This window comes from Nitrospirillum amazonense (genome assembly GCF_007828045.1).
Lineage (GTDB): Bacteria > Pseudomonadota > Alphaproteobacteria > Azospirillales > Azospirillaceae > Nitrospirillum > Nitrospirillum amazonense_C.
In genome coordinates, this window is the sequence record NZ_VITN01000003.1 from 404,720 (window position 1) to 425,704 (window position 20,985).

The 20,985-nt window shown below is 67.4% G+C and carries 19 protein-coding genes and 1 pseudogene; 7 read left to right on the plus strand and 13 right to left on the minus strand.

Annotation, left to right across the window (positions count from 1 at the left end; translation table 11 throughout):
• Positions 1–77: 77 nt before the first annotated feature.
• The 4 genes from FBZ89_RS07250 to glpK all read right to left on the minus strand — a co-directional run bounded on the left by FBZ89_RS07250 (position 78) and on the right by glpK (position 5,125).
• A complete protein-coding gene (locus tag FBZ89_RS07250) occupies positions 78–1,061 on the minus strand; it encodes a retropepsin-like aspartic protease (protein WP_186457238.1) in 984 nt (327 codons plus the stop codon).
• Positions 1,062–1,237: 176 nt separating this feature from the next.
• Complete coding sequence (locus FBZ89_RS07255) at positions 1,238–2,317, minus strand: retropepsin-like aspartic protease family protein (protein WP_186457239.1); 1,080 nt, start codon at positions 2,315–2,317, stop codon at positions 1,238–1,240.
• 105 nt (positions 2,318–2,422) lie between these two features.
• The gene (locus FBZ89_RS07260) at positions 2,423–3,367 is read right to left on the minus strand and encodes a retropepsin-like aspartic protease (protein WP_145749320.1); all 945 of its coding nucleotides are present in this window, start codon (positions 3,365–3,367) and stop codon (positions 2,423–2,425) included.
• Between the two features lie 270 nt (positions 3,368–3,637).
• Complete coding sequence (gene glpK, locus FBZ89_RS07265; RefSeq protein WP_145749321.1) at positions 3,638–5,125, minus strand: glycerol kinase GlpK; 1,488 nt, start codon at positions 5,123–5,125, stop codon at positions 3,638–3,640.
• Between the two features lie 726 nt (positions 5,126–5,851).
• Here glpK and FBZ89_RS07270 point away from each other — a divergent pair.
• Positions 5,852–6,565 carry a M48 family metallopeptidase gene (locus FBZ89_RS07270; RefSeq protein ID WP_246172078.1) on the plus strand — a complete coding sequence of 238 codons (714 nt, stop codon included), beginning with the start codon at positions 5,852–5,854 and terminating at the stop codon, positions 6,563–6,565.
• Positions 6,566–6,602: 37 nt separating this feature from the next.
• Here FBZ89_RS07270 and FBZ89_RS07275 read toward each other — a convergent pair whose 3' ends face one another.
• Together FBZ89_RS07275 and FBZ89_RS07280 are read right to left on the minus strand one after the other, a co-directional pair.
• Entirely contained in the window at positions 6,603–7,457 is an 855-nt protein-coding gene (locus FBZ89_RS07275; RefSeq protein WP_145749322.1) for a hypothetical protein, read from the minus strand.
• Between the two features lie 210 nt (positions 7,458–7,667).
• The gene (locus FBZ89_RS07280) at positions 7,668–8,864 is read right to left on the minus strand and encodes a phosphoglycerate kinase (protein WP_145749323.1); all 1,197 of its coding nucleotides are present in this window, start codon (positions 8,862–8,864) and stop codon (positions 7,668–7,670) included.
• Positions 8,865–9,202: 338 nt separating this feature from the next.
• Between FBZ89_RS07280 and FBZ89_RS07285 the strand changes: the two genes are divergently transcribed.
• The 3 genes from FBZ89_RS07285 to FBZ89_RS07295 all read left to right on the plus strand — a co-directional run bounded on the left by FBZ89_RS07285 (position 9,203) and on the right by FBZ89_RS07295 (position 12,255).
• The gene (locus FBZ89_RS07285; RefSeq protein WP_186457240.1) at positions 9,203–9,787 is read left to right on the plus strand and encodes a hypothetical protein; all 585 of its coding nucleotides are present in this window, start codon (positions 9,203–9,205) and stop codon (positions 9,785–9,787) included.
• 115 nt (positions 9,788–9,902) lie between these two features.
• Entirely contained in the window at positions 9,903–11,591 is a 1,689-nt protein-coding gene (locus FBZ89_RS07290) for a CYTH and CHAD domain-containing protein (protein ID WP_145749325.1), read from the plus strand.
• A 37-nt stretch (positions 11,592–11,628) separates the two neighbouring features.
• Positions 11,629–12,255: a ParA family protein gene (locus FBZ89_RS07295; RefSeq protein ID WP_145749326.1), complete on the plus strand. Its 627-nt coding sequence runs from the start codon at positions 11,629–11,631 to the stop codon at positions 12,253–12,255.
• 12 nt (positions 12,256–12,267) lie between these two features.
• On the opposite strand, the gene FBZ89_RS07300 is transcribed toward FBZ89_RS07295, so the two are convergent.
• From FBZ89_RS07300 to FBZ89_RS07325, 6 genes and pseudogenes are all read right to left on the minus strand, one after another.
• A complete protein-coding gene (locus tag FBZ89_RS07300; RefSeq protein ID WP_145749327.1) occupies positions 12,268–12,639 on the minus strand; it encodes a hypothetical protein in 372 nt (123 codons plus the stop codon).
• On the minus strand, positions 12,636–13,079 hold the full coding sequence (locus tag FBZ89_RS07305) for a hypothetical protein (protein WP_145749328.1): 444 nt from the start codon (positions 13,077–13,079) through the stop codon (positions 12,636–12,638). Before FBZ89_RS07305 ends, FBZ89_RS07300 begins: the two co-directional genes overlap by 4 nt.
• Before the next feature lie 19 nt (positions 13,080–13,098).
• Positions 13,099–13,359 (minus strand): annotated as a pseudogene (locus tag FBZ89_RS07310) (suppressor of fused domain protein); the annotation flags it as partial.
• Positions 13,360–13,372: 13 nt separating this feature from the next.
• The gene (locus FBZ89_RS07315; protein WP_211115133.1) at positions 13,373–13,987 is read right to left on the minus strand and encodes a T6SS immunity protein Tdi1 domain-containing protein; all 615 of its coding nucleotides are present in this window, start codon (positions 13,985–13,987) and stop codon (positions 13,373–13,375) included.
• 2 nt (positions 13,988–13,989) lie between these two features.
• A complete protein-coding gene (locus tag FBZ89_RS07320; RefSeq protein WP_145749330.1) occupies positions 13,990–15,273 on the minus strand; it encodes a hypothetical protein in 1,284 nt (427 codons plus the stop codon).
• 135 nt (positions 15,274–15,408) lie between these two features.
• On the minus strand, positions 15,409–17,349 hold the full coding sequence (locus FBZ89_RS07325; protein ID WP_145749331.1) for a di-heme-cytochrome C peroxidase: 1,941 nt from the start codon (positions 17,347–17,349) through the stop codon (positions 15,409–15,411).
• A gap of 247 nt (positions 17,350–17,596) precedes the next feature.
• Between FBZ89_RS07325 and FBZ89_RS07330 the strand changes: the two genes are divergently transcribed.
• A complete protein-coding gene (locus tag FBZ89_RS07330; RefSeq protein WP_145749332.1) occupies positions 17,597–18,358 on the plus strand; it encodes an SDR family NAD(P)-dependent oxidoreductase in 762 nt (253 codons plus the stop codon).
• Positions 18,359–18,382: 24 nt separating this feature from the next.
• Here FBZ89_RS07330 and FBZ89_RS07335 read toward each other — a convergent pair whose 3' ends face one another.
• Complete coding sequence (locus FBZ89_RS07335) at positions 18,383–19,039, minus strand: glutathione S-transferase family protein (RefSeq protein ID WP_145749333.1); 657 nt, start codon at positions 19,037–19,039, stop codon at positions 18,383–18,385.
• A 35-nt stretch (positions 19,040–19,074) separates the two neighbouring features.
• Here FBZ89_RS07335 and FBZ89_RS30755 point away from each other — a divergent pair, with 35 nt between their 5' ends.
• Both FBZ89_RS30755 and FBZ89_RS07345 read left to right on the plus strand, forming a co-directional pair.
• Positions 19,075–19,701, plus strand: coding sequence for a PAS domain-containing protein (locus FBZ89_RS30755; RefSeq protein WP_186457241.1), 627 nt, complete (start codon positions 19,075–19,077; stop codon positions 19,699–19,701).
• Positions 19,702–19,939: 238 nt separating this feature from the next.
• Positions 19,940–20,983 (plus strand): TAXI family TRAP transporter solute-binding subunit, encoded by a 1,044-nt coding sequence (locus tag FBZ89_RS07345; RefSeq protein ID WP_246172079.1) that lies wholly within the window; start codon positions 19,940–19,942, stop codon positions 20,981–20,983.
• Positions 20,984–20,985 lie beyond the last annotated feature (2 nt).

The following is a 20,985-nucleotide window of genomic DNA, read 5'->3' on the forward strand; positions in this document are numbered from 1 at the left end:
CCACCGCCCCCCGGAAAACGCGACCGCTGCCGGGAGGAATTCCGGTGGCGGTTTTTCTTTTGGGAACTGGGGCCGGATCACTCAGCGGTGTCGGCCCCGGCGCGCTTCAGGGCCGGGCCGGTAACCTGGAACACCGGGCCGCCGTTGTAGGTGAAGTACAGCCTGTTCTGGCTGTGGGCGATCAGGACATGGTGGGCGCGCAGAAAGTCGGCGCCCAGAAGCATGTCCGTGTTGGCCTGGGTGGTGCGGGCGACACGCGATCCGCTATCTGTAAAGGTCCCGCTGCCGAACAGATCACCGAAGCGCAGTTTGGCGTGCTTGATGGTCTCATCCCCCAGGGTGAAACCGTCGAAGACCCCCACCCATTCCTGCACTGTTTTGGCGCCCACGCCTCGGGCGGCGTTGGCCATGACCACGCCCGGCGTCTCGGGCGTCACGCCGATGCGGGCGGCCGCCTGCGACGACAGGACCGAATGGGTGGCACCGCTATCCAGCATGGCCAGTAGCGCTTGGCCGCCCAAGGTCACGTCCATGACGATATGGGGGTTCTGCGGGTTCACCGTGTGGATGTCGGCGGTCATCGCCGCGTCCGACCAGAAGCCCAGGAAGGCGTTCTCGCAGCCGCGCGGCTGGTACAGGTTGATGATGTCGTGTGCCAGGTCCAGTTCCACGTCGAACTTGCGGAACACATCCTCGCCCAGCAGGCCCACGACGTCGTCGCGGCCCAGGCTGCGCTCCCCCGCCAGGTTCAGGGCCATGTCGGTGACCGTCTGCTTGCCCAGGGTGAAGGTCTTGATGAGCGTGGTCTGGATGTCGCTGCGCCCACCCACGCCGCTCAGCGTGCCGTTGCGGCCGCTGAAGCCCGGTAGGTCCAATTCCTCCGCCTTGCTGCGCAGGATCATGCTGAGGGCGGCGCCGGTGTCGACCAGGAAATAGACGGGGTGGCCGTTGATCTCCACCTTCACCAGTGGCTGGTTGCCATCCATGGTCACCGGCAGGCTGTCCGACTTGATCATCTGGCAGGTGTCGGCGGCCCGGGCGGTCCTCGCTCCACCGATCATGGACAGGGCCGCGAGGGTGAACCCTGCTAGCGCGGCCCCTGCAAGTACGGCCCTGGATATGACGCGCATCCGTTTCCCACCCTGTCAGCCAACGGTATTCGCATTTATGCACCAACAGGAGTGCACGCAAACAGTGTGGGGATCAAGCGCTCCCGACGGGAAATGGGTCGCCGTCGCTATTGACCTTGGGCCTTCTTGGTGGGGCCGGCGGACGGCTCCGTCTCCTCGTCCGCCTGGGTGCCGCGGGACGCCGGGCTCAAAGCCGGGCCCACCACCTGGAACACCGGCCCGCCCTGGTAGGTGAAGTAGACCTTGCGCTGGCTGGACGCGATATAGACGCGATGGCTGCGCAGGAAATCCGCGCCCAGGTACATGTCGGTGTCGCCGTAGGAGGTGCTGAGGCGGCTGCCGACATAGGTCGTGCCGACACGGTTGTAGAGGTCGGTCACGCGCAGCTTGGCGTGGCGGATGGTTTCATCGCCGATGCTGAAGCTGTCGAAGGTGCCGATATGGGTTTCGACGGTATAGCCGTTGGCGCCCTGTATGTTTCCCGCTTTCGCGCCATCACCGGCGACGACATCGACGCCCACGCGCCGGGCCACGCCCTCATCCAGCACGGTGATGCTGGCGCCGCTGTCCAACTCGGCATGCACGGTCTGGCCGTTGACCAGCACGGGAACGCGGATACGGGCGCGGTTGCCGCGCACGTCGTCCATGGCGGTGACGTTGTAGCTGTTCGACCAATAGGCCAGGATGTCCTTGTCGCACTTCTCCGGCTTGAACAGGTTCAGCAGGTTGTGGGCGAGGTCGAACTCCATGTCGTAGCGTTCCAGCAGGTCCATGCCCAGGGCGCCGACGGTATCGCTCCCCAGGGACCCATAGCCGCCGACATAGACGCGGACGTCGCGGCCACGCCAAGTGCCCAGTTCCAGGCTGTCCATCGTGGTCTGCAGCAGCCGGCTGGTCCCATCGACGCCGATCATCTCGCCTTGCGCGTCCACCGCCTTCAGACCCAAGGGGGCCAGCGACGACCGATTCAGCACCGACATCCAGGCCCCGGTGTCGATCAGCATGTGGACAGGCTTGCCGTTGATGGCGACGCGGGCCAGCAGTGTATTGCCGTCCATTTCCAGGGGAATGGCCGCGACCTGGGCCAGCTTGCAGGAGGAGGCCGCCTGGGCTGTGGCGGCCAGTGACAAGATGGCCAACGCCGACAAAGCCAGTATCGACGCGCCCGCGCGCATTTTCGTCGTCATCGCCCGGATATCCATGATGTCACCCGTTCCCCCACCCCGGTTTCCAGGGTTCCTATTCGCGTTGCCGTTGACTATGTGCGCCCGCGCCCGGTGTAGGCCAGTACGCTACTCGTTTTGATGCTCGGCCGCTGGGGCGACGGGCGCCGTCGCGGCAGGCGGCGGCGCGTCCGTCTGGAACACGGGGCCGCCCACATAGCTGAAGTACAGCCGGTGCTGGCTGTGGGCGATCAGCACGTGGTGGCTGCGCAAGAAGTCCGCGCCCAGCAGCATCTGCATGCCGGCCTCCGTCATCGCGTCGCGCGCGTTGAAGGACTCATAGCCGCCACGCAGATTGCCGAAGCGCATCTTGGGATGCCGGATGGTCTCGTCGCCCAGACTGAAGCTGTCGAAGGCGCCGATCCAGGTGGAGACCTGCTTGCCGTTGACGCCGTTGGCGGCGCCCACCGGCCTGGCTTCGGGGGAGTCCGGCGTCACCCCCAACCGTTTGGCGGCATCCATGGTGAGCACCGAATAGTAGGCGCCGGTGTCCAGCAGGGCCTGGATCGGGGCGCCATTGATCTGCAGATCCAGGATGACCTGCGGCAGGAAAGAGGTCATACGGCGGATGGCGACCACCGAGTAGTCGCCCTCCCAGGTCTTGAGATTGGCGTCGGCGCAGTTATGGGGCGTGTACAGCACGATGCGGCTGTGGGCGAAGTCCAACTCGACATCATAATGACTGAAGAAACGCTCCCCCAACACGCCGACCACGTCGGGGTGGCCCAGGTTATTTCCCTGGCCAGCGATGGTCATGGGCACATCGCTGGCGCTGCCGCCATTCAGGGTCAGCGTCTTGATGATGGTGTCGTTGATCTCGCTTTTGCCGTCCACGCCGTAGGCGTAGCCGCGCAGCCTGCCCTTGGGCAGATCCAGGCGCTTGGCGGCGCCTTGCAGGATGAAGCTGTCGTTGGCGCCGGTATCGATCAGGAACTTGACGGGCGTCCCGTTGATCTCACCCGGGATGAGGGGCTGGTTCCCCTCCATGACGATGGGGACGATCCACCGGCTCAAGGTGCATTGGGCCTCCGCGGCCCGGGCGGTGCCGGTGACCCCCGGTAAGCAAGAACACAGCACCCCGGCTAAAGCGATTCCCGCGATGGCCGCCACGCGCCCCAACAAGCAAACCAAAATTGCCCCCACCTCGCTGATGATGGCCGGGGTCCCCACCCTGGCCGCTCCCCCGCATGGGTTTCGGCGCCATCGTTTGCAATGATGGTGTAAGGATGCCGCCGTAAATTTGTACGTAAAGCGATAGTTCGCGACAAAATGCCGCAGTCTGGGTCAGGCGCTGCGCACCCGGCCCACCGCCCGTTTCCAGCCGTCATACAAGCGCTCCCGCGCCGCCGGGTCGGCGGCGGGCTCGAAGCGCCGTTCCTCCCGCCACAGGGTGGATATCGCGTCCAGGCTGGGGAACAGGCCCGCCGCCAGGCCGGCCAGGAAGGCGGCGCCCAGGGCCGTCGTCTCCGTCACCGCCGGCCGCTCCACCGTCAGGTCCAGCTGGTCGGCCAGGAACTGCATCAGCCAGTCGTTGGCGACCATGCCGCCGTCCACGCGCAGGGCTGTCAGGGCGCAGCCGCTGTCGGCCGCCATGGCGTCCATCAGGTCGCGGGTCTGATAGCAGACGGACTCCAGGGCCGCGCGCACGATATGGCTGATGCCGCTGTCGCGCGTCAGGCCAAGGATGGCGCCGCGCGCGTCGGGGTCCCAATAGGGCGCGCCCAGGCCGGTGAAGGCCGGCACCAGGTAGACGCCGCCGGTGTCGGCCAGCGCCCGGGCATGGCCCTGGCTGGATGCCGCGTCGGGGATCAGGCGCAGCCCGTCGCGCAGCCATTGCACCGCCGCCCCGGCCACGAAGATCGACCCCTCCAACGCGTAGCTGGCGCGGCCGTCCAGGCGGTAGGCCAGGGTGGTCAACAGGCGGTGGTTGGACGGGCGCGGCGTGTCGCCGATGTTCATCAGGGCGAAACAGCCGGTGCCGTAGGTGCTCTTGATCATGCCGGGGCCCACGCAGGCCTGGCCGATGGCGGCGGCCTGCTGGTCGCCCGCCATGCCCAGCACGGGCACGGGCCGGCCCAGCAGGTCGGCGCTGGCGACGCCGAAGGACCCGGCGTTGTCCAGCACCCGGGGCAGGACCGCCGCCGGGATGCCGAACAGGCGCAACAGCTCCGGATCCCAGTCCAGGGTCTGCAGGTTGAACAGCAGGGTGCGGGCGGCGTTGGTGGCGTCGGTCGCGTGCACCTGGCCGCCGGTCAGGCGCCACAGCAGGAAGCAGTCGATGGTGCCGAAGGCGAGATCCCCCGCCTCGGCCCGCGCCCGGGCGCCGGGGACGGTATCCAGGATCCAGGCCAGCTTGGTGGCGGAGAAATAGGGGTCCAGCAGCAGGCCGGTACGCTGCCTCACCATGGCCTCCGCCCCCTCCCGCCGCAGGGCCTGGCAAAGGCCGGCGGTGCGGCGGTCCTGCCAGACGATGGCGGGGTGCAGGGCTTCCCCCGTCCGGCGGTCCCACACCAGTGTGGTTTCGCGCTGGTTGGTGATGCCTATGGCGGCCACGCGGGTGGCCTCCACCCCGGCCTTGTCCACCGCCCCCCGGCAGACCGCCACCGTGTCGCGCCAGATGTCCTCCGGATCATGCTCCACCTGGCCGTCGGCGGGGCAATGCTGCGGCAGCTCGCGCTGGGCCGTGGCCAGGGGCCGGCCGGCGGCGTCGAACAGGATGGCGCGGGTGGAGGTGGTACCCTGGTCGATGGCCAGGATCAGGTCGGCGGGCATGGCGGGCCCCTCCCTCAAGGTCTTGTTATCGCGGCGGTCGGCCGCCCGTGCGCGGTACGCCGACGGTGCGTCGCGGGCACCGACCTGTCAACGGTGGGACCCGGAAAAGCTATCCAGAAGGGGAGCGAAAAGTGCTGCGTAATGGGGTTGACGCCGAACTGTAACAGGCGCACCATCTGTCTTACCGAAGCACTCAGGAGGCATCAGAAACCAGATTAGCCCACCAGATCAGGTAAATCGTCGAATGCACGCAGTATTCGATGTGTTGCCCGTAACCAGGAGGGTGTGTCAAATCATGACTCCACCGACGCGTACTGTATGAGCTGTGTGACAGCTCCACACATATAGCGGTAGCTAATGCCGGTTTCTGACCGGTGTATCGCTCGATGGACTATCTGAGCTTCGCTGAAGCCAACAGAACCCCCGTTGCCCTGACCGGCACGGGGGTTCGCTTTTATGGGGCCGGCCCCGGGCGCGCCGACGACCCCTTCAATCCCCCCAGTCGCGTCGCGGCGGTCATCCGCCCAACCCCATTCACGCCAGCGGCGACGCATATGGGGGTGCGCGCCGTGCCGGGACCCCGTATATAGAGGTGAGGGCGGGTCCTTGGTGTGGCCGCCGAAGGATGTCGAGGGGCCGGGACCAATGGGGTTGATGGGCCTGTTGCGCGGCATGGGGCTGACGGCCCCGAAAAAGCCCGCGCCGAGAACCAGGACGAAGGCGCGGGTGGCGCCGACCACCGTATCGCAATTGCGCGTCGCCGGCATCGACCAGCCGGTTGAGGTGCGGCGCAGCCCGCGCGCCCGCCGCCTGTCGTTGAAGGTCGATGGCGCCACCGACACCGTGCGCGTGACCGTGCCGCCCCGCGTGGGCGACGCCGAGGTCGCGGGCTTCGTCGGCCGCCACCTAGATTGGGTGAACGCCCGCCTGGCCGCCCTGCCGCCGCGCCAACCCTTTGTCGATGGCATGGCCGTGCCCCTGCTGGGCCGGTCCGCCATCATTCACCACGACCCCGGCCGCCGGGGCGGCGCCCGCCTGGTCGAGGGGCTGGCCGGCCTGGAGCTGCGCGTGGGCGGGGAGGCGGAATTCCTGAACCGCCGCGTCACCGATTTCCTGAAGGCGGAGGCGCGGCGCCACCTGTCGGCCCTGACGGCGGAAACGGCGGCCCGCGCCGGCCTGCGCGCCAGCGGCGTTTCCGTGCGCGACACCCGCAGCCGCTGGGGCAGCTGCTCCGCCACCGGCCGCATCAGCTATTCCTGGCGCCTGATCTTGGCCCCGCCGCAGATCGTCGCGTACGTCGTGGCGCACGAGGTGGCGCACCTGAAGGAGATGAACCACGGTCCCAACTTCTGGGCCCTGTGCGCAGTGCTGGCCGGCGACGTGGACAAGCCCCGCGCGTGGTTGAAAGCGCACGGGGGCCGGCTTCACCGCTATGGGTGATTTATTGTCTTATGAGTGTTCAAAAAATAGAGGGCTATTATTTAGATTTAGCTGCGGCTTGTATGATGGCGCTGCCGGAAAGTTTGCATTTGGTCGATCTTTCTAACCCATCGCCCGCCGTCTGTGAATTTCCGCTCGTCTCTCCGGTGCCTTGACCGGCCAGCGCTTTTATGACAGCTGAACTGCCGCCATCCGCCGATGCGATTCTCGCATTTTGTGTCTGCTGTTGGCAGTCAACAGTCTGCGCTGCGCTATCATTTAGCATTTGTACTACTGCGTGCGTCCATGTTCCTGCTTGTGTGTAGATTAGCAAATCATTCGCCGCCTGCCACATGTTGGTATATTTATCGACTCTTGCAAGAAATACTGCTTCTTGATTTGCTCTGTCCTTGATCATCTGGGCTATTATAAGGTGGATTGATTTTGAGTATAAGATGTCGCTGTTGACTTTTGCCTGAGTACCGGTGAGTCCCGCCATGATTGCGCTTAATATTTGGGATGTCGTTCCTCCAGTCAACGCACCAGCGGAGCCCAAACCAATATTGGCAACGTCGACTAATGTGTTTCCATCATTAAAGGCCGTCATCAAGCTGTCGGCGTAGTGTTGGAACCTTACATCAATTAGCTGTTTTAATGCCCAGGCGCACGCTTGGATGGCTGGATTATCGGCTGATGATTGAATGCTTGTGGCGCATGCGGCAGGCAGATAACCAGAGTCTTCAACCATCTGAGAGCTTTTCGTCCCAGTTGTGTTGGATTGAAAGAGCCAGACGCTATCGTCAATAACCGGACCGCCATTTGAAAGATTAGAAAAGAGGCTGGTCGTCCCGCAACCGCTCACTAAGGCCAAGGCACCCGCTGCCGCAAGCCCAATCATGAATTGCACCCGCATTTAGGACCTCCAGTGATGCTGGATATCCTAATACGTGTATTCCAATTTGCGGTGCGGCGCCATCAAAATACACCCATAGGTTTTGATTGTGGGGCACTTTCTCTTTATTGCGCCGCAGGAATTAGAAAATTTCTTGGTCGCCCTGCTGTCGCTATTGAACCCATGGCATGAGGAGGACCTCATGCCATGGGTTGCGTTTCTTCTGAAGCCTTAAGCCGCCGCTTCCAGCGCCTTCACGCCGGGCAGTTCCTTGCCTTCCAGCCATTCCAGGAAGGCGCCGCCGGCGGTGGAGATGTAGCTGAACGCGTCGGCCACGCCGGCATGCTCCAGGGCCGCGACGGTGTCGCCGCCGCCGGCCACGGACAGGACGGTGCCGGCCTTGGTCAGGTCGGCCACGATCTTGGCCACGGCGTTGGTGGCGGCGTCGAAGGGCTCGATCTCGAAGGCGCCCATGGGGCCGTTCCACACCACCGTCTTGGCGGTGGCCAGCTTCTCGCCGTAATAGGTGACCGTGGCGGGGCCGGCGTCCAGGATCATCTCATCGGCGGCGATGTCGCCGGGGGCGGCGATGCGCGAGGGGGCGTGGGCCTTGAACTGCCTGGCCACCGCGCCGTCCTTGGGCAGCAGGATCTGGCAGCCGCCGGCCTCGGCCTTGGCCAGGATGGCGCGGGCCTGGTCGGCCATGTCCTTCTCCGCCAGCGAGGCGCCGACGTCCACGCCCTGGGCGTAGAGGAAGGTGTTGGCCATGCCGCCGCCCAGCGCCAGGATGTCGACCTTGCCCACCAGGTTCAGCAGCAGGTCCAGCTTGGTGCTGATCTTGGCGCCGCCGACCACGGCGGCCACCGGCCGCTGCGGCTGGCCCAGGGCCTTGGACAGGGCCACCAGCTCGGCCTGCATCAGGCGGCCGGCGGCCGCCGGCAGCAGGCGGGCCAGGGCCTCGGTCGAGGCATGGGCGCGGTGGGCGGCGGAGAAGGCGTCGTTGACGTAGATGTCGCCCAGCTTGGCCAGCTCGGCGGCGAAGGCGGGATCGTTCTTCTCCTCACCGGCGTGGAAGCGCAGGTTTTCCAGCACCAGCACCTGGCCCTTTTCCAGGGCGCGGATGGCGTCCTGCGCCGGCTTGCCGATGCAGTCGCCGGCGAAGGCCACCGGGGCGCCCAGGGCATCCGACAGGGTCGGCACCACCTGGCGCAGGGAATTCTTCTCGTCCGGGCCGTTCTTGGGCCGGCCGAAGTGCGACAGGACGACGACCTTGGCGCCCTTGGACGCCAGTTCCTTCAAGGTGGGGACCAGACGGACCAGGCGGGTGGCGTCCGTGACCTGGCCATCCTGCACGGGGACGTTGAGGTCGGCGCGGACCAGCACGGTGCGGCTGGCGGGGGCGATATCGTCTAGGGTCTTGAAAGTCATGGCGTCGGTTCCCGGCCCGTATCAAGGTGGAATGGCGTGAGACGGGGCCAAGGAAGCATAGGCGGGACCCTGTTGCAACCGCACAGGCCGCCCGTTACACCCCTCTGGCCGAAAGACGGAGCCCGCGTTACCTCATCAGGGCTCAAGTGTCAGCGGCACGAGATTACAACTCATGCCGCTGTAGGCCGCGACTGCGGCCGCCGGAAATTTCCGGGGAGCGTCAGCGGACTGGAAATTGAGGAAGCCAAGCCAGCGGATGCTGGCGCCCGGCGACTGAGGGGGCATTTGATCATGACCGATCAAATGCCACGTACTGAAACGGCATGGGGAAGCGCCGCGTGATCTATTACATCCTGTTCCTGATCGTCCTGGCCCTGGTGACCCTGGTGCTGGCGCGGCGCGGCGTGCTGGAGGGCCGGGTGCTGGCCGCCGGCCTGCTGGTCCTGCCCGGCGTGACGGCCATGGAGGATTGGGCCGCCCGTGACATGGGCGTCCTGGGCCTGTCCGGCGGCCATGTCGGCCCCGTGACCCTGCTGCTGATCCTGGGGGCCTGCGTGGAGGAGGCGGGGCGCTACCTGCTGCTGTCGCTCAGCAACCGCGACACCCGGGCGGCGGTCAGCGCCGGCTACGCCTGGGCGGCGTGGGAGCTGGGCGTCGCCGTCTGGGCGCTGGCGCGTGGCATGCTGCCGCTGTGCGCCGCCGGCAATGTCCACTGTCTCAGCCTGGGCTTCCCGCCGCTGCTGGCCCTGGGCACGGTGCTGGTGGCACGCTCGGTTCCCAGCCTGCTGCACGTGGCGCTGTCCTTCGGCCAGCTGTGGGCGGTGCGGGCCACATATCCGGCGGCGCGCACGCTGTGGTTCGTGCTGACGGTGGTGGTGCACCTGGCCATCAACCTGGCCATCGTGCGCCACGGCCACCTGTGAGCGCTCAAAGTTTAACCATTCACCATATTGTCGCCGTGCGGGGCGTCCTATAGCGTTGGGGGACAAGGGCGCGCCCCAGCGGCCGCCGCCCCTGGCAATGCCGGACCCCGCCTAGATGCCCGAATCCCCGTCGACGTCACCCGTTCCCCCCGCCCATCCGGCGGAGGGTGCGCCCGTTTCCGTGCCCGCGGCCGCCCCGCAGGAGATCGAGCTGAAGCTGGCGGTCGATCCCCGGCATCTCGGCCGGCTGAAGACGGCGCCGGTTCTGGCCGGCCCGCGCGCCGTCACCAAGACGCTGCGCAACACCTATTTCGACACGCCGGGGGGCGATCTCGCCGCCCGGGGCATCAGCCTGCGCCTGCGCCATTCGGGGCCCCAGGGCGCGGGAAAGGTGGTGCAGACGCTGAAGGGCCCATCAGCCGGCGGGGGCATGGCCCTGGCCCGGTCGGAATGGGAAATCCCGGCGCCTGACGGGCATCTGGTGCCCCAGGCCTTCACCGACGCCGCCGCCCAGGCCCTGCTGGACGGTGTGGACTTGCGCCGCCTGGGCCCCGTCTTCAGCAACGAGGTCAAGCGCTGGACCCGCACCCTGCCCCTGGCCGCCGGCCTGGCGGTGGACGTGGCGGTGGACCAGGGCGTCACCCGCGCGGCCGATGGCCGGGAAGAGCCGATCGCGGAGCTGGAGCTGGAATTGGCCGCCGGCCAGGACCGCCGCGTGCTCTATGATTTGGCGCTGGCCCTGCACCGGGCCGTGCCCCTGCGCCTGGAACTGCGCACGAAGGCGGAGCGCGGCTACGCCCTGGCACAGGGGGAGGCGGCGGCGCCCAAGGCGGTGAAGGCCGGCCCCCTGAACTTCCATCCCGACGACACGGTCGAGGCGGCGCTGGCCGGGGTCGCCCGCGCCTGCCTGCACCACATGGCGGCGAACGAGGGCGCGGTGCTGGCCGGCGACCCGTCGGGTGTGCACCAGATGCGGGTGGCGGTGCGGCGCCTGCGCTCCGCCCTCACCCTGTTCAAGGCCATCCTGCCCGAGGCCCAGGCCGCCACCCTGAAGGTGGCGCTGAAGGGCCTGGCCGACGCCGTGGGTCCCGCCCGTTCCTGGGACGTGTTCCTGGATGAACTGTTGGCGCCGGTGACCACGGCGATGCCGGAGCAGGAAAGCCTGCGGGCGCTGGCCGTGGCGGCGCAGGGTGCGCGGGGCCGGGGCCATACCGCGGCGCGGGCCGCCGTGTCGGGCCCGGGCTATACCGAGCTGCTGTTGACCCTGGGCCGCTGGGTGGATGGGCGCTGCTGGCGCGACGATGCCCCGGCCGACCGCCTGGCCTGGCTGGGCCAGCCGCTGCTGCCCTTCGCCGACGCCGTGCTGACCCGCCAGCGCCACCGTGCCGCGAAGCGCAGCCGTCATTTCGCCCGGCTGGACGCGCCCGCCCGCCATGGCCTGCGCATCGCCATGAAGAAGCTGCGCTACGCCGTGGACTTCTTCCGCGAGCTGTACCCGCAGAAGGCCGTGCGCAAGTATCTGGAGCGGCTGTCCGGCCTGCAGGACGGGCTGGGCCATCTGAACGACGTCGCCACCATGGACGCGCTGATCCGCGAGCTGCGGGCCGACCTGGCCGCCGCTAAGGACGTGAGCCCCACCGGTGGGGATATGGCCGGCTGGGACATGGGCGCCGGCCTGGTGCTGGGCTGGCACGCCGCCCACATGGCCGTGGGGGAGGAGGCGCTCTGCCGCGCGGTGGACGACTTCCTGGACGCCGACCCCTTCTGGACGCCGGTGGACCACTGGCCGCACCCGCCCTCCTGACCCTCCTTATCGCTGTATCTCAAGGAACTGGCACCCCATGCTTTCCATTCTCGTGGCCAACATCAAGGGCGGCGTCGGCAAGACCACGGTCGCCACCCACCTGGCCGCCGCCTTCGCCGCCACCGGCCGTCAGACCGTCCTGGCCGACGTTGACCGGCAGAAATCGTCCCTGGGCTGGCTGGCCCGCCGGCCGGTGACCGCCCCAGTCATCGCAGCATTGGACTGGACCAAGGAGATCGACAGCGTGCCCAAGGGGGCGGAGGTGCTGGTCATCGACGCGCCCGCCGCCCTGAAGCCCAAGGAGGTGGAGCAGCTGGTGGCCGAGGCCGACGTGATCGTGCTGCCCCTGCTGCCCGGCGCGTTCGACGAGCAGGCGACGGAACGCTTTCTGAAGAAGCTGGACGAGCTGAAGCCCATCCGTAAAAGCCGCAAGGCCGTGGCGGTGGTGGGCAACCGCGTGCGCGCCCGCACCCGCGCCGCCGACCGGCTGGACACTTTCCTGGGCACGGTGGGCCACCGCGTGGTGACCCGCCTGCGCGACAGCCAGGCCTACCCCGACGCGGCCGCCGCCGGCCTCAGCCTGTTCGACCAGAAGGCCAAGCGCCTGGCCGACCTGCGCCAGGACTGGGCCCCCTTGATCGCGTTCATCGAGGATCCGAGCTAAGGGGCGGGGGCGTCACGCCCCCACTGGCAGGCCCGTGCCGCCGTCCAGCTTGGTGATCCGCCACCGATCCAGATCATCCCAGTCGAACTGGATGTCGTATTGAGCGCCGGCGTCCACCGTCAGTAGGAAGACACCCGTTTCCCTCTCCAGGGCGCGGAGCAATGCAGCCGCCATTTCGTTCATCGTGGCGTAAAGTGCGCTGGCCCTCACCGCGCCGATGAGCAGGACATCCGAAGCGGTGGTATAGGAGGCGTTGGCACCATGCCGGCCCTCCTCCGCCCGAAACCGGTAATAGCCTTTGATCCAGCCGGGGCTGTGGCTGTTCAGGAAGGCGATGAATTCCCGCGCGAGGTCGATGACCAGCGCCGATGCCGCGTCGTTCATTCCGGGGCCTGCGCGATTCTCTGGCGGTAGTTCTCGAACACCGTTCGAATGAACCTCCCGGTCCGCCGATCAGTTGATGCCGTCACCAAGGTCAGCGGGCAGGATGCCGTCCGCTGCCCCTTCATGCCCGACAGCTGGGGGAGGCCGTGAAATGTGTTCTTCCTATCGGAGACGTCGATGATCCAGCTTCCGCCGAAGTGCTTGCGGAACACCTGGCCGACATAGCGTGCCATGCCGTCGATGGTTTTGGCTTCGCTCCGCTTCTTGATGTCGTCGATCGTGGCGTACGTGCCCAGGGCATGCCTTTCGATCACGTCGAGTGATTCAGGGGAGTAATCCAGTCGGGCGGCGGTTTCGGTTGGTATGGACTGAAGGAAACGCCCGATAGCGTCCTCCATGTCCATTAGCCAAACTTGGAATTGATCGTCATCCGCCGCCATTCAAGACTCGCGTGTTCCTCTAGTCGACGGACAGCCGGTTCAAGTTATAGATGTCGGTATCGCGTTCGGCGAACAGCTTTTCCAGCTTAGCGGGGCCGTTTGCTGCCGCGTACTCGATCTCTTTCTTTGAGACCGGAACCGCCAGCAGCCAGGCGGTGGTTCGATCCGCAATTTTCCTTGATCTGAAGCCGTCGCCCCACACGCGCAGGACCGGCGGCTTCTCGACGCCGAAAGCGGAGGCCGTGGTCTTGGCCGTGTTGGAGAGCTGGCGCAAAACCGTGTGCCCTTCCCCCTTAGGTGAGGTTGAGGTGTACCGGCGTTCCGGACGGAAGGGCGCGGGTCTTTCGGATCAACTGCGCGGCAAGGTGCCAGTAGACGTCGAGATCGGAGGTTTCCAGATTATCTACAGTATCGGCTCCACCAAGGAACAGCGGTTTGCGATATCCCACGCACTGATCATAGGCTGGCGGTGATCCGCCAGATGCCCGCCATTGCCTGTAGAAGCTCTCGGCCAATGCAGCGTCGCCGTAGTCGATGAGTTCGGCCTCGTGAAAGGAGGTTAAATTGGCGGGAATTTCCATGGCCTCCCCGGTGCCCGGCTCGAACAGGATCACCCCGGGCTTCTTGTCCTCAAGGCGTGCGGCGTCGAGCGCGAAAGCCCGCCCGAGCCAATCATACGCAAAACAGAGAATGCGGCCTTTGAATGCGGGAAAGGCGGCTAGCACACGGGCATTCCAGTCCCCCACATGGGTTGGATGCAGGGTGCGATAAAGGCCGGACTTAAAGGATAATCCGCCAATCTCTTTGAAGAACTCTTGCATCATCGGATCGGACGTCGTCACGCCTGCGACATCTCCGGCGATGGCCTGATTGTCACGCTGGAAGTGTTTTTTGAACTTATCAAACACTATTAGTCTCCAATTGTGACATTGTCGATTTTAGTACCATCGGGAAGATTCTTTATCTGGTGGTGAATCTGGGACCCGAGGCTGCGATTTACGCTAGAATCCAAAGGCCACATGTTTCTTAGTGTATCTTCGCCGCCAAGTTGAAGGTCAACCATGTGGTCAATATCGCTATTGGCCGGAATATCATTTCCGGCGCTGCGATATCGGCTGGAGGCGGAAGTTCCGCTGCGTGTGTAGTTTCGCGTAACAACGGTGTCCGCGTCGTTAAGGAGCTGAACCTTGGCGTCGGCTTCAGCTTTTTGAGCATCAGTCCATCCTGGCTTGTATTTTAAAGCCAAATCAACCCCCTCCGTTTCCGAGGTGGCCGCCTTCAAGGGAGGCGGTGGAGGTGGTGGCGGCTCAACCGGCCTCACCGGCGGGTCTGGCGGCGGTGGCGGTGGCGGCGGTTCTTCCTCCACCACGGGCGGGCGCTTGCCGCCGGAGGCCGGCTTCACCTTGGCGATCAGGACGATCAGGGCGTTGATGGTCAGCACGGTCAGGCCGGCGGCGGTGCGTTTCGCCGCCTCGTCCAGGTCGTGCTCGGTCTTGGCGGTGGTGGCCATGGCCACGCCGTGGCCCAGGTCGTTCAGGCCGCCGAACACCGACCAGCCCACCATGGCATAGCCCACGCCCAACAGGATGACGTCGATGGCCTCGCCATAACCGGCGGCGTGGCCCACCGCCCAGGCGGCCAGGAAGCCCGCCAGCCAGTACAGCGTCTCCAGCGTGAACAGGCTTTTCGCCGCCTGCTGCATGTCGCGCGGCAGGTAGGGGATGCTGCGGCGCAGCATGCCGACCACGCGCTGGATCATCGACCATTGCGCCGGCTGGCCCGGTGGGTCGCCGTCCTGCTCCCCCTGCAGCGTGGGGTGGGGCGGGGGCGTGGTGGGCGGGGATATGGGCGGCGTGGCGTGGGGGATGAGATAGGCGGTGAGGCTGCCGTTGGTGAAATCGGCCATGACGCGGGCCATCAACTGCCCGGTGCTGCAGCGATGGTCCACGCCGTCCACCACCAGGCGCAACCGCTGGCGCCCAATGTCATCCAGGCTGTTCAGGGCCTGGACGACGCGGCCGTCCTGCCAGGGGCGGAAGGGCACGGTGATGGCATAGCGCCGCATGCCGGCGGGCACGGCCAGGGTGGGGCCGATCAGCAGGCGCCCCTCGGGAACGGTGGCCTCCACCCAGCCGGGCATGGCCTGGCCGGGCGCCGCCGCGAAGGGCGCGTGGCTGGAAAAACTGTCAGGCACCGCCCCTCCCGCCTCTGGTTCAGCCGGCCTCGGCGGATGAACTAAGGCGGCGACGGGGGACGGAAAGGGGCCGGATGAGGGGCTTTCCCTCAGGGGTAAGCCGCCCGGCATAGGGCTCGGTGGCGCCCCCTTACCTCAGTACACGCTGCGCCACAGCTGGTCCTTGGTGGTCAGCATCTTCAGGAATTCCAGGACGGCCCACAACTGATCGTCCGTCAGCTGGGTGCCGTCGGCACGGCGATAATCGTCGTGGCCGCGGTTGCAGTTGCCGGGCAGGGTGGTGTCGTAGACCCAAGTTTGCGCGGTGCCGGACGTGCCCAGGGCGCTGACGTAGCCCACCTGGACGGGATCGAACTCCCGGGCGCCCACGGCGAAGGCGTTCGGCCGGGCGGCGGATTTCAGCACCCCCCACAGGGTGGGGATGGACCCGTTGTGCAGGTAGGGGGCGGTGGCCCAGATGCCGAACAGGGGTCGTGCCTCATAGACCGGCGGTGTCTGGTCGCCGGCGGCACCGTCGCCGGTGACGCAGGACGTCTTGTGCGCCGGCGGGCCGGCGGGCGGCACGGCCTTGAAGGCCGGGCCCATGGCCTGCTCGACATCGTTGACCGAGCCGGTCTTCTGGTCGATGGCCAGCTTGATCAGGCTCAGCGGCGTCAGGCCCAGGTTGGCGTAGTCGTCATGGTTCAGCGTGCCGCCCTTCTGGTTCAGCAGGCCGTTGACCACGCTGCCGATGACGCCGTTGGTCAGGACGCTGACGGCCTGGGCCTCCGCCGGCATGTCGCCCACGCTGACCGATCCGCCGTCGCCGAACAGCAGGGCGCGGGTGCCTTGCAGCGGCCCGGTCTTCGCCCAGCGCAGGGCGTTGCGGTACGTGGTCGGGTCGGTATCGGTGGGGCGCTGGTCCATGACCGGCCAGACGTCCTGGCTCAGGGCCGCCCGGGTCATGTGGTGGCAGTCGGCGCAGACCTCGTTGAACAGTTGGCGCCCCTGTTCCGCCTTGCCGGCGTCGATTGCGCCGAAGACGGTGGACGGCCAGGCGGGCGGCGCCAGCTGGGTGATGGCCCATTCCAGCTTCATCAGGCCCGGCACGCTGACCGAGCTGTCGTAGAAGGGGATGTGGGGGAACAGCCTGGAGGCGAAGCGCCGCCGGTCGCCCGGGCAGGCCTTGCCCGCGATATCCTTCCCGGCGACGCAGACGTTCAGCGCGCCGAACACGCCCAGCACCTCACCCGTGTTGCGGGCCAGCGCCTTGATGTAGTTGCCGTTGGGGGCGGACAGGTTCCACTGCACCGCATCTTGCTGGTGGGCGTTCCACAGGAAGGGGTAGCTGACCGGGGCATGGGCCGGCAGCACGTTGGCGGGCACGCGGAAATCCAGGCCGGTCAGGCGGTTGAAGATCATGCTGAAGGCGTCCAGCCGCGCCGGGCCCCAGGCCTGTCCGTCCAGGGCGGCGCTGAAGAACGTTCCCCAGGCGGTGGAGAAGGCGGCCAGGGTGGCCTTCAGCGCGGCCTTGTCCCCGCCAACCCGGGCGGCGAAACGGTTGAACTTGGCCGGGTCAGACACCGTATCGGCCAGGGCGGCCGACAGCTCCACCAGGAAGCCCTGGAAATCGGCGTCGGCCGGGCCGCCGTCCACGCGCAAGGCCGTGCCCCTGTAGGTGATCTGCCGGGTGTGGCAGGCGGCGCAGGTCATGCCGATGTAGGTGGGACCGGTGCCCCGGTCCAAAGCGAAGCCGACGGGCAGCCCTTCCGGGTTCTGCGCCGAGACGTCGTTGGGCAGGTAGTTGAAGCGGGCCAGCCGGTCGGCGAAGAACAGTTCGGTCGAGGCCGGCCGCTCCAGCGCCTTGAACCAGCCGTACGGCATCAGCTGCGAGCCTTGGCTGGTGGTGTAGAAGCCTTCGCGCACCGATTGCGGCCAGTTCTGTTCCAGCAGGTGCACCACCTCGGGCGCCTGCGCCGTGGGAAAGGGGGCGGGTGTGGCCGCCTGTGCCGGGGGCGCCCCGGCATGGCCGGCCGCCAGCAGACCCAGGCCGGCCAAGGCCGCCACCATGCGCCGCCGCGCATTGAAAACCCGCATGGCACCGTCCCCCATCGCCGTCATCGCGCTTTGGTCCCCGTCCGTGCCTTTGCGCCGTGCCGTACGGAATGGCAAGGGGTTTTTTCAACCGTGCGTATGCGTGCGCCCCGTTGCGCACGGTGTCGCATTTGGTTCCACGCACAGCCGGCGTGCCGGATGCCCGCTGGACGCGGGCCCCCATCCTTGCCAGAAAGGCGGGTAAAAGCCGGGGAAGACTGGTCACCCGCCTAACCATTGGGAGAGAAGCATGCAGGTTCAAGGTGTTGCCGCCATCATCACCGGCGGTGGTTCGGGTCTGGGCGCCGCCACAGCGCGCCGGCTGGCGGCCGAGGGCGCCAAGGTGGCCCTGCTGGACGTGAACCTGGCCGCGGCCGAGGCGGTTGCCGCCGAGATCGGCGGCCTGGCGCTCAGCTGCGACGTCACCAGCGCCGACAGCGCCACCGCCGCCATCGCCGCCGCGCGCGAGGCCCATGGCGCCGCCCGCATCGCCGTGAACTGCGCCGGCGTGGCCACCGCCGGCCGCGTGCTGGGCCGCGAGGGTCCGCTGGCCCTGGACGCCTTCCGCAAGGTCATCGAGATCAACCTGATCGGCAGCTTCAACATCCTGCGCCTGGCCGCCGCCGACATGAGCACGCTGGACCCGCTGGAGGATGGCGAGCGCGGCGTGATCATCAACACCGCCTCCGTCGCCGCCTTCGACGGCCAGGTGGGCCAGGCCGCCTACAGCGCGTCCAAGGGCGGCGTGCACGCCATGGCCCTGCCCATCGCCCGTGAACTGGCCCGCGTGGGCGTTCGCGTCATGACCATCGCCCCCGGCATCTTCTGGACCCCCATGGTGGCGGGCTTCACGCAGGAGGTGCAGGACAGCCTGGCGGCCTCCATCCCCTTCCCCAAGCGCCTGGGCAAGCCGGAGGAATACGCGGAACTGGCCCTGACCATCGTCCGCAACGTCATGCTGAACGGCGAGACCATCCGCCTGGATGGCGCGGTCAGAATGAACGCGAAGTAAGGCTCCGCAATGGCGGTTGGGGCGTTAGCCCCGCCGCTGGCGGAACGCCTCCAGCGCGTCCTCCATTTCCCGCGCGATGGGGGTGACCAAGGGGTGGGCGGCGTAGGCGGTCCATAGGGCCGCCAGCGCCGGCCGCCTTTCCAGCATGTCCTGTGGCGTGTAGCGGGGCAGGAAGCGCGCCAGGAAGATCAGCGTGGGGGCCAGCGCGCAATCGGCCAGGCTCAGCGTGCCTGGAGAGGGAGCCGGCAGCGCGCCCCTTTCCACCACCACCTCCAGCGCGTCCAGCCCCCGCGTCAGCTCTGCCACCCGGTTGGCGCCGCCGCCGGCATCGCCGCTTTGGGCCGTCGCCCGTTGGGCCATCAGCGACAACAGCGGCGGCAGGACATACAGGTCCAGCAGGCGCGCCACCGTGCGCTGGGCCGCCCGCGCCACCGGATCGGCCGGCAGTAGCGCTGGCTTGGGGAACGCATCCTCCAAAAATTCACAAATGACGGCGGACTCCAGGATGTGGGCGCCATCAGCGTCCAGCACCGGGGTCTTGCCCAGCGGGTTGATGGCCTGGAAGGCGGCCGATTTCTGGCCACCGGGCGGCTCCACCAGGGGGATTGCCAGGCCCTTGGCGCGGATGGCCAGCACGACGCGGGCGGAATAGGGGGACAGGGCGGCGCCGTAAAGTTTCAAGGGCTGTCTCCTCTAACCGTAAAGGTGGACCAGGCATGATGGTCTTGCTGCTGGCGGTCAGCGGGGCCGGACGGTATGGTCATTCCATTATGCCACTGAATGCCTGCCAACCCTTGCCGGATATCGCGGGTTTCATCGGTGCCGATGAATTGCCCGACGGCCCCATCGCCCATGCCTATGCGTGGTGGCGGGGGCTGGGGGGCGGGGCCGTGCCGCCGCCCTCGGCGGCACTGGATCTGGCGGCGGTGCCGGACAGCTTCCTGCCCCACCTGGCGGTGACCACCGCCTTCCGCGCCGATGGCCGGGTGCGGGTGGTGTTTTGTGGCTCCCTTTCCGCGTTGGCCGCCGGCAGCGACCCCACGGGCCGCTATTTTGATGAATTCTATCCGCCTGACATGCTGGAGGCGGCGCTGGGGTTCCAGGCGGCCATCGTGCGCGATGCCCAGCCCATCTTCGGCCAGGACCAGGTGGGCACGGACGAGGGCGTGATGTACCATGTGCCCCGCATCGGCCTGCCCTTCCAGGGTGCCGACGGCAGCCTGGACCGGCTGGCCATCGTCATGCACTACCAACCGACGCCGGAGAACTTCAAGGTGCGGTTGCGGATATTCCAGGATCGTGCCCGGCTGCTGCGGCGCGAATTGCGGCTGGTGGCGCTTTAAGGCCACAGTGGCCGAAGGAAGTGTGCGGCCGCGGCATTCGAACGTTGCGCGAAATGCACCTCCAGCGCGATAATAATTACCCGGATAGCGCCCCATGCGGGGCGCCGCCGCGCCGTCCGTCGAAGGATGTTCTCCCGTGTCTGAGGCACCGCACACCCGGTCCCCCCTTCCGCCGCCGGAAGGGGCCCCGTCACCGGGGGAGGGCCGCGAGGCGTCCGCGGCATCCTCGCGTCGCCCTGTGCCGCGCCGACATATTCTGGTGGGTGCCGTCGGCGCCCTGGCGGCGGCTGGGCTGGGGTGGGGCGGCGGCGGCCGGGGCGGCCACGCTGAATCCATCCGCTTCCTGACCATTGGCACCGGCACCACCGGCGGCACCTACTTTCCCATCGGCGGCATCCTGGCCAACGCCATCAGCAACCCGCCGGGCAGCCCGGGCTGCGACCGGGGCGGCAGCTGCGGCATTCCCGGCGTCATCGCCGTGGCGCAGACCACCTCCGGCGCGGTGGAGAATATCGAGGCCCTGCGCGCCGCCCGGTATGAGACGGGGCTGGTGCAGGCCGACATCGGCTTCCTGGCCTACAAGGGCAAGGGCCCCTACGCCGGCAAGCCGCCCTTCACCGAGCTGCGGGCCCTGGCCAACCTGTACAGTGAGACGGTGCACCTGGTGGTGCGGGGCGACAGTCCCATCAAGACGGTGAACGACCTGAAGGGCCGGCGCGTGGCCCTGGGCGAGAAGGGCTCCGGCACCCTGCCCACCGCGCTGCTGATCCTGCAGGCGCACGATTTGTCGGAAAAGACGGTGCAGCCCTTCTACCTGAACCCCGGCACGGCCGGGGACCGCCTGGCCTCGGGCCAGCTGGACGCCTTCTTCATCATTGGCGGCTACCCCTTGCCGGCGGTGGCCGACGTGGCGGCGCGCCTGCCGGTGCGCCTCATCTCCATTATCGACGCCCGTCTGCCGCGCCTCAGCCCCGGTCTGCCCCTGTTCACCGAGACCACCATCGGCGGGGACGGCGCCTATGTCGGCGTGCCGGAGACCAAGACCCTGGGCGTGGGCGCCCAGTGGCTGGCCACCACCGCCCTGCCGGATGAGCTGGCCTACGGCATCGTCAAGGCGCTGTGGCACCCCAACACCCATCGCCTGCTGGTGGCGGGCCATCCCCGGGGCGACAGCATCCGCAAGGAAGCGGCGCTGACCGGCCTGGCCGTGCCCCTGCACCCGGGGGCCGCGCGCTATTACCGGGAGCAGGGCTTCGACGTGACGCTGGCCACGTCGGGCTGAGC

Excerpts from the sequence above, each read along its gene's own strand:
- FBZ89_RS07250 (WP_186457238.1), bottom strand. The coding sequence starts at position 1,061 with ATGATCGGTGGAGCGAGGACCGCCCGGGCCGCCGACACCTGCCAGATG.
- FBZ89_RS07255 (WP_186457239.1), bottom strand. The coding sequence starts at position 2,317 with ATGACGACGAAAATGCGCGCGGGCGCGTCGATACTGGCTTTGTCGGCG.
- glpK (WP_145749321.1), bottom strand. The coding sequence starts at position 5,125 with ATGCCCGCCGACCTGATCCTGGCCATCGACCAGGGTACCACCTCCACC.
- FBZ89_RS07275 (WP_145749322.1), bottom strand. The coding sequence starts at position 7,457 with ATGCGGGTGCAATTCATGATTGGGCTTGCGGCAGCGGGTGCCTTGGCC.
- FBZ89_RS07280 (WP_145749323.1), bottom strand. The coding sequence starts at position 8,864 with ATGACTTTCAAGACCCTAGACGATATCGCCCCCGCCAGCCGCACCGTG.
- FBZ89_RS07290 (WP_145749325.1), top strand. The coding sequence starts at position 9,903 with ATGCCCGAATCCCCGTCGACGTCACCCGTTCCCCCCGCCCATCCGGCG.
- FBZ89_RS07295 (WP_145749326.1), top strand. The coding sequence starts at position 11,629 with ATGCTTTCCATTCTCGTGGCCAACATCAAGGGCGGCGTCGGCAAGACC.
- FBZ89_RS07300 (WP_145749327.1), bottom strand. The coding sequence starts at position 12,639 with ATGAACGACGCGGCATCGGCGCTGGTCATCGACCTCGCGCGGGAATTC.
- FBZ89_RS07305 (WP_145749328.1), bottom strand. The coding sequence starts at position 13,079 with ATGGCGGCGGATGACGATCAATTCCAAGTTTGGCTAATGGACATGGAG.
- FBZ89_RS07325 (WP_145749331.1), bottom strand. The coding sequence starts at position 17,349 with ATGCGGGTTTTCAATGCGCGGCGGCGCATGGTGGCGGCCTTGGCCGGC.
- FBZ89_RS07330 (WP_145749332.1), top strand. The coding sequence starts at position 17,597 with ATGCAGGTTCAAGGTGTTGCCGCCATCATCACCGGCGGTGGTTCGGGT.
- FBZ89_RS30755 (WP_186457241.1), top strand. The coding sequence starts at position 19,075 with ATGATGGTCTTGCTGCTGGCGGTCAGCGGGGCCGGACGGTATGGTCAT.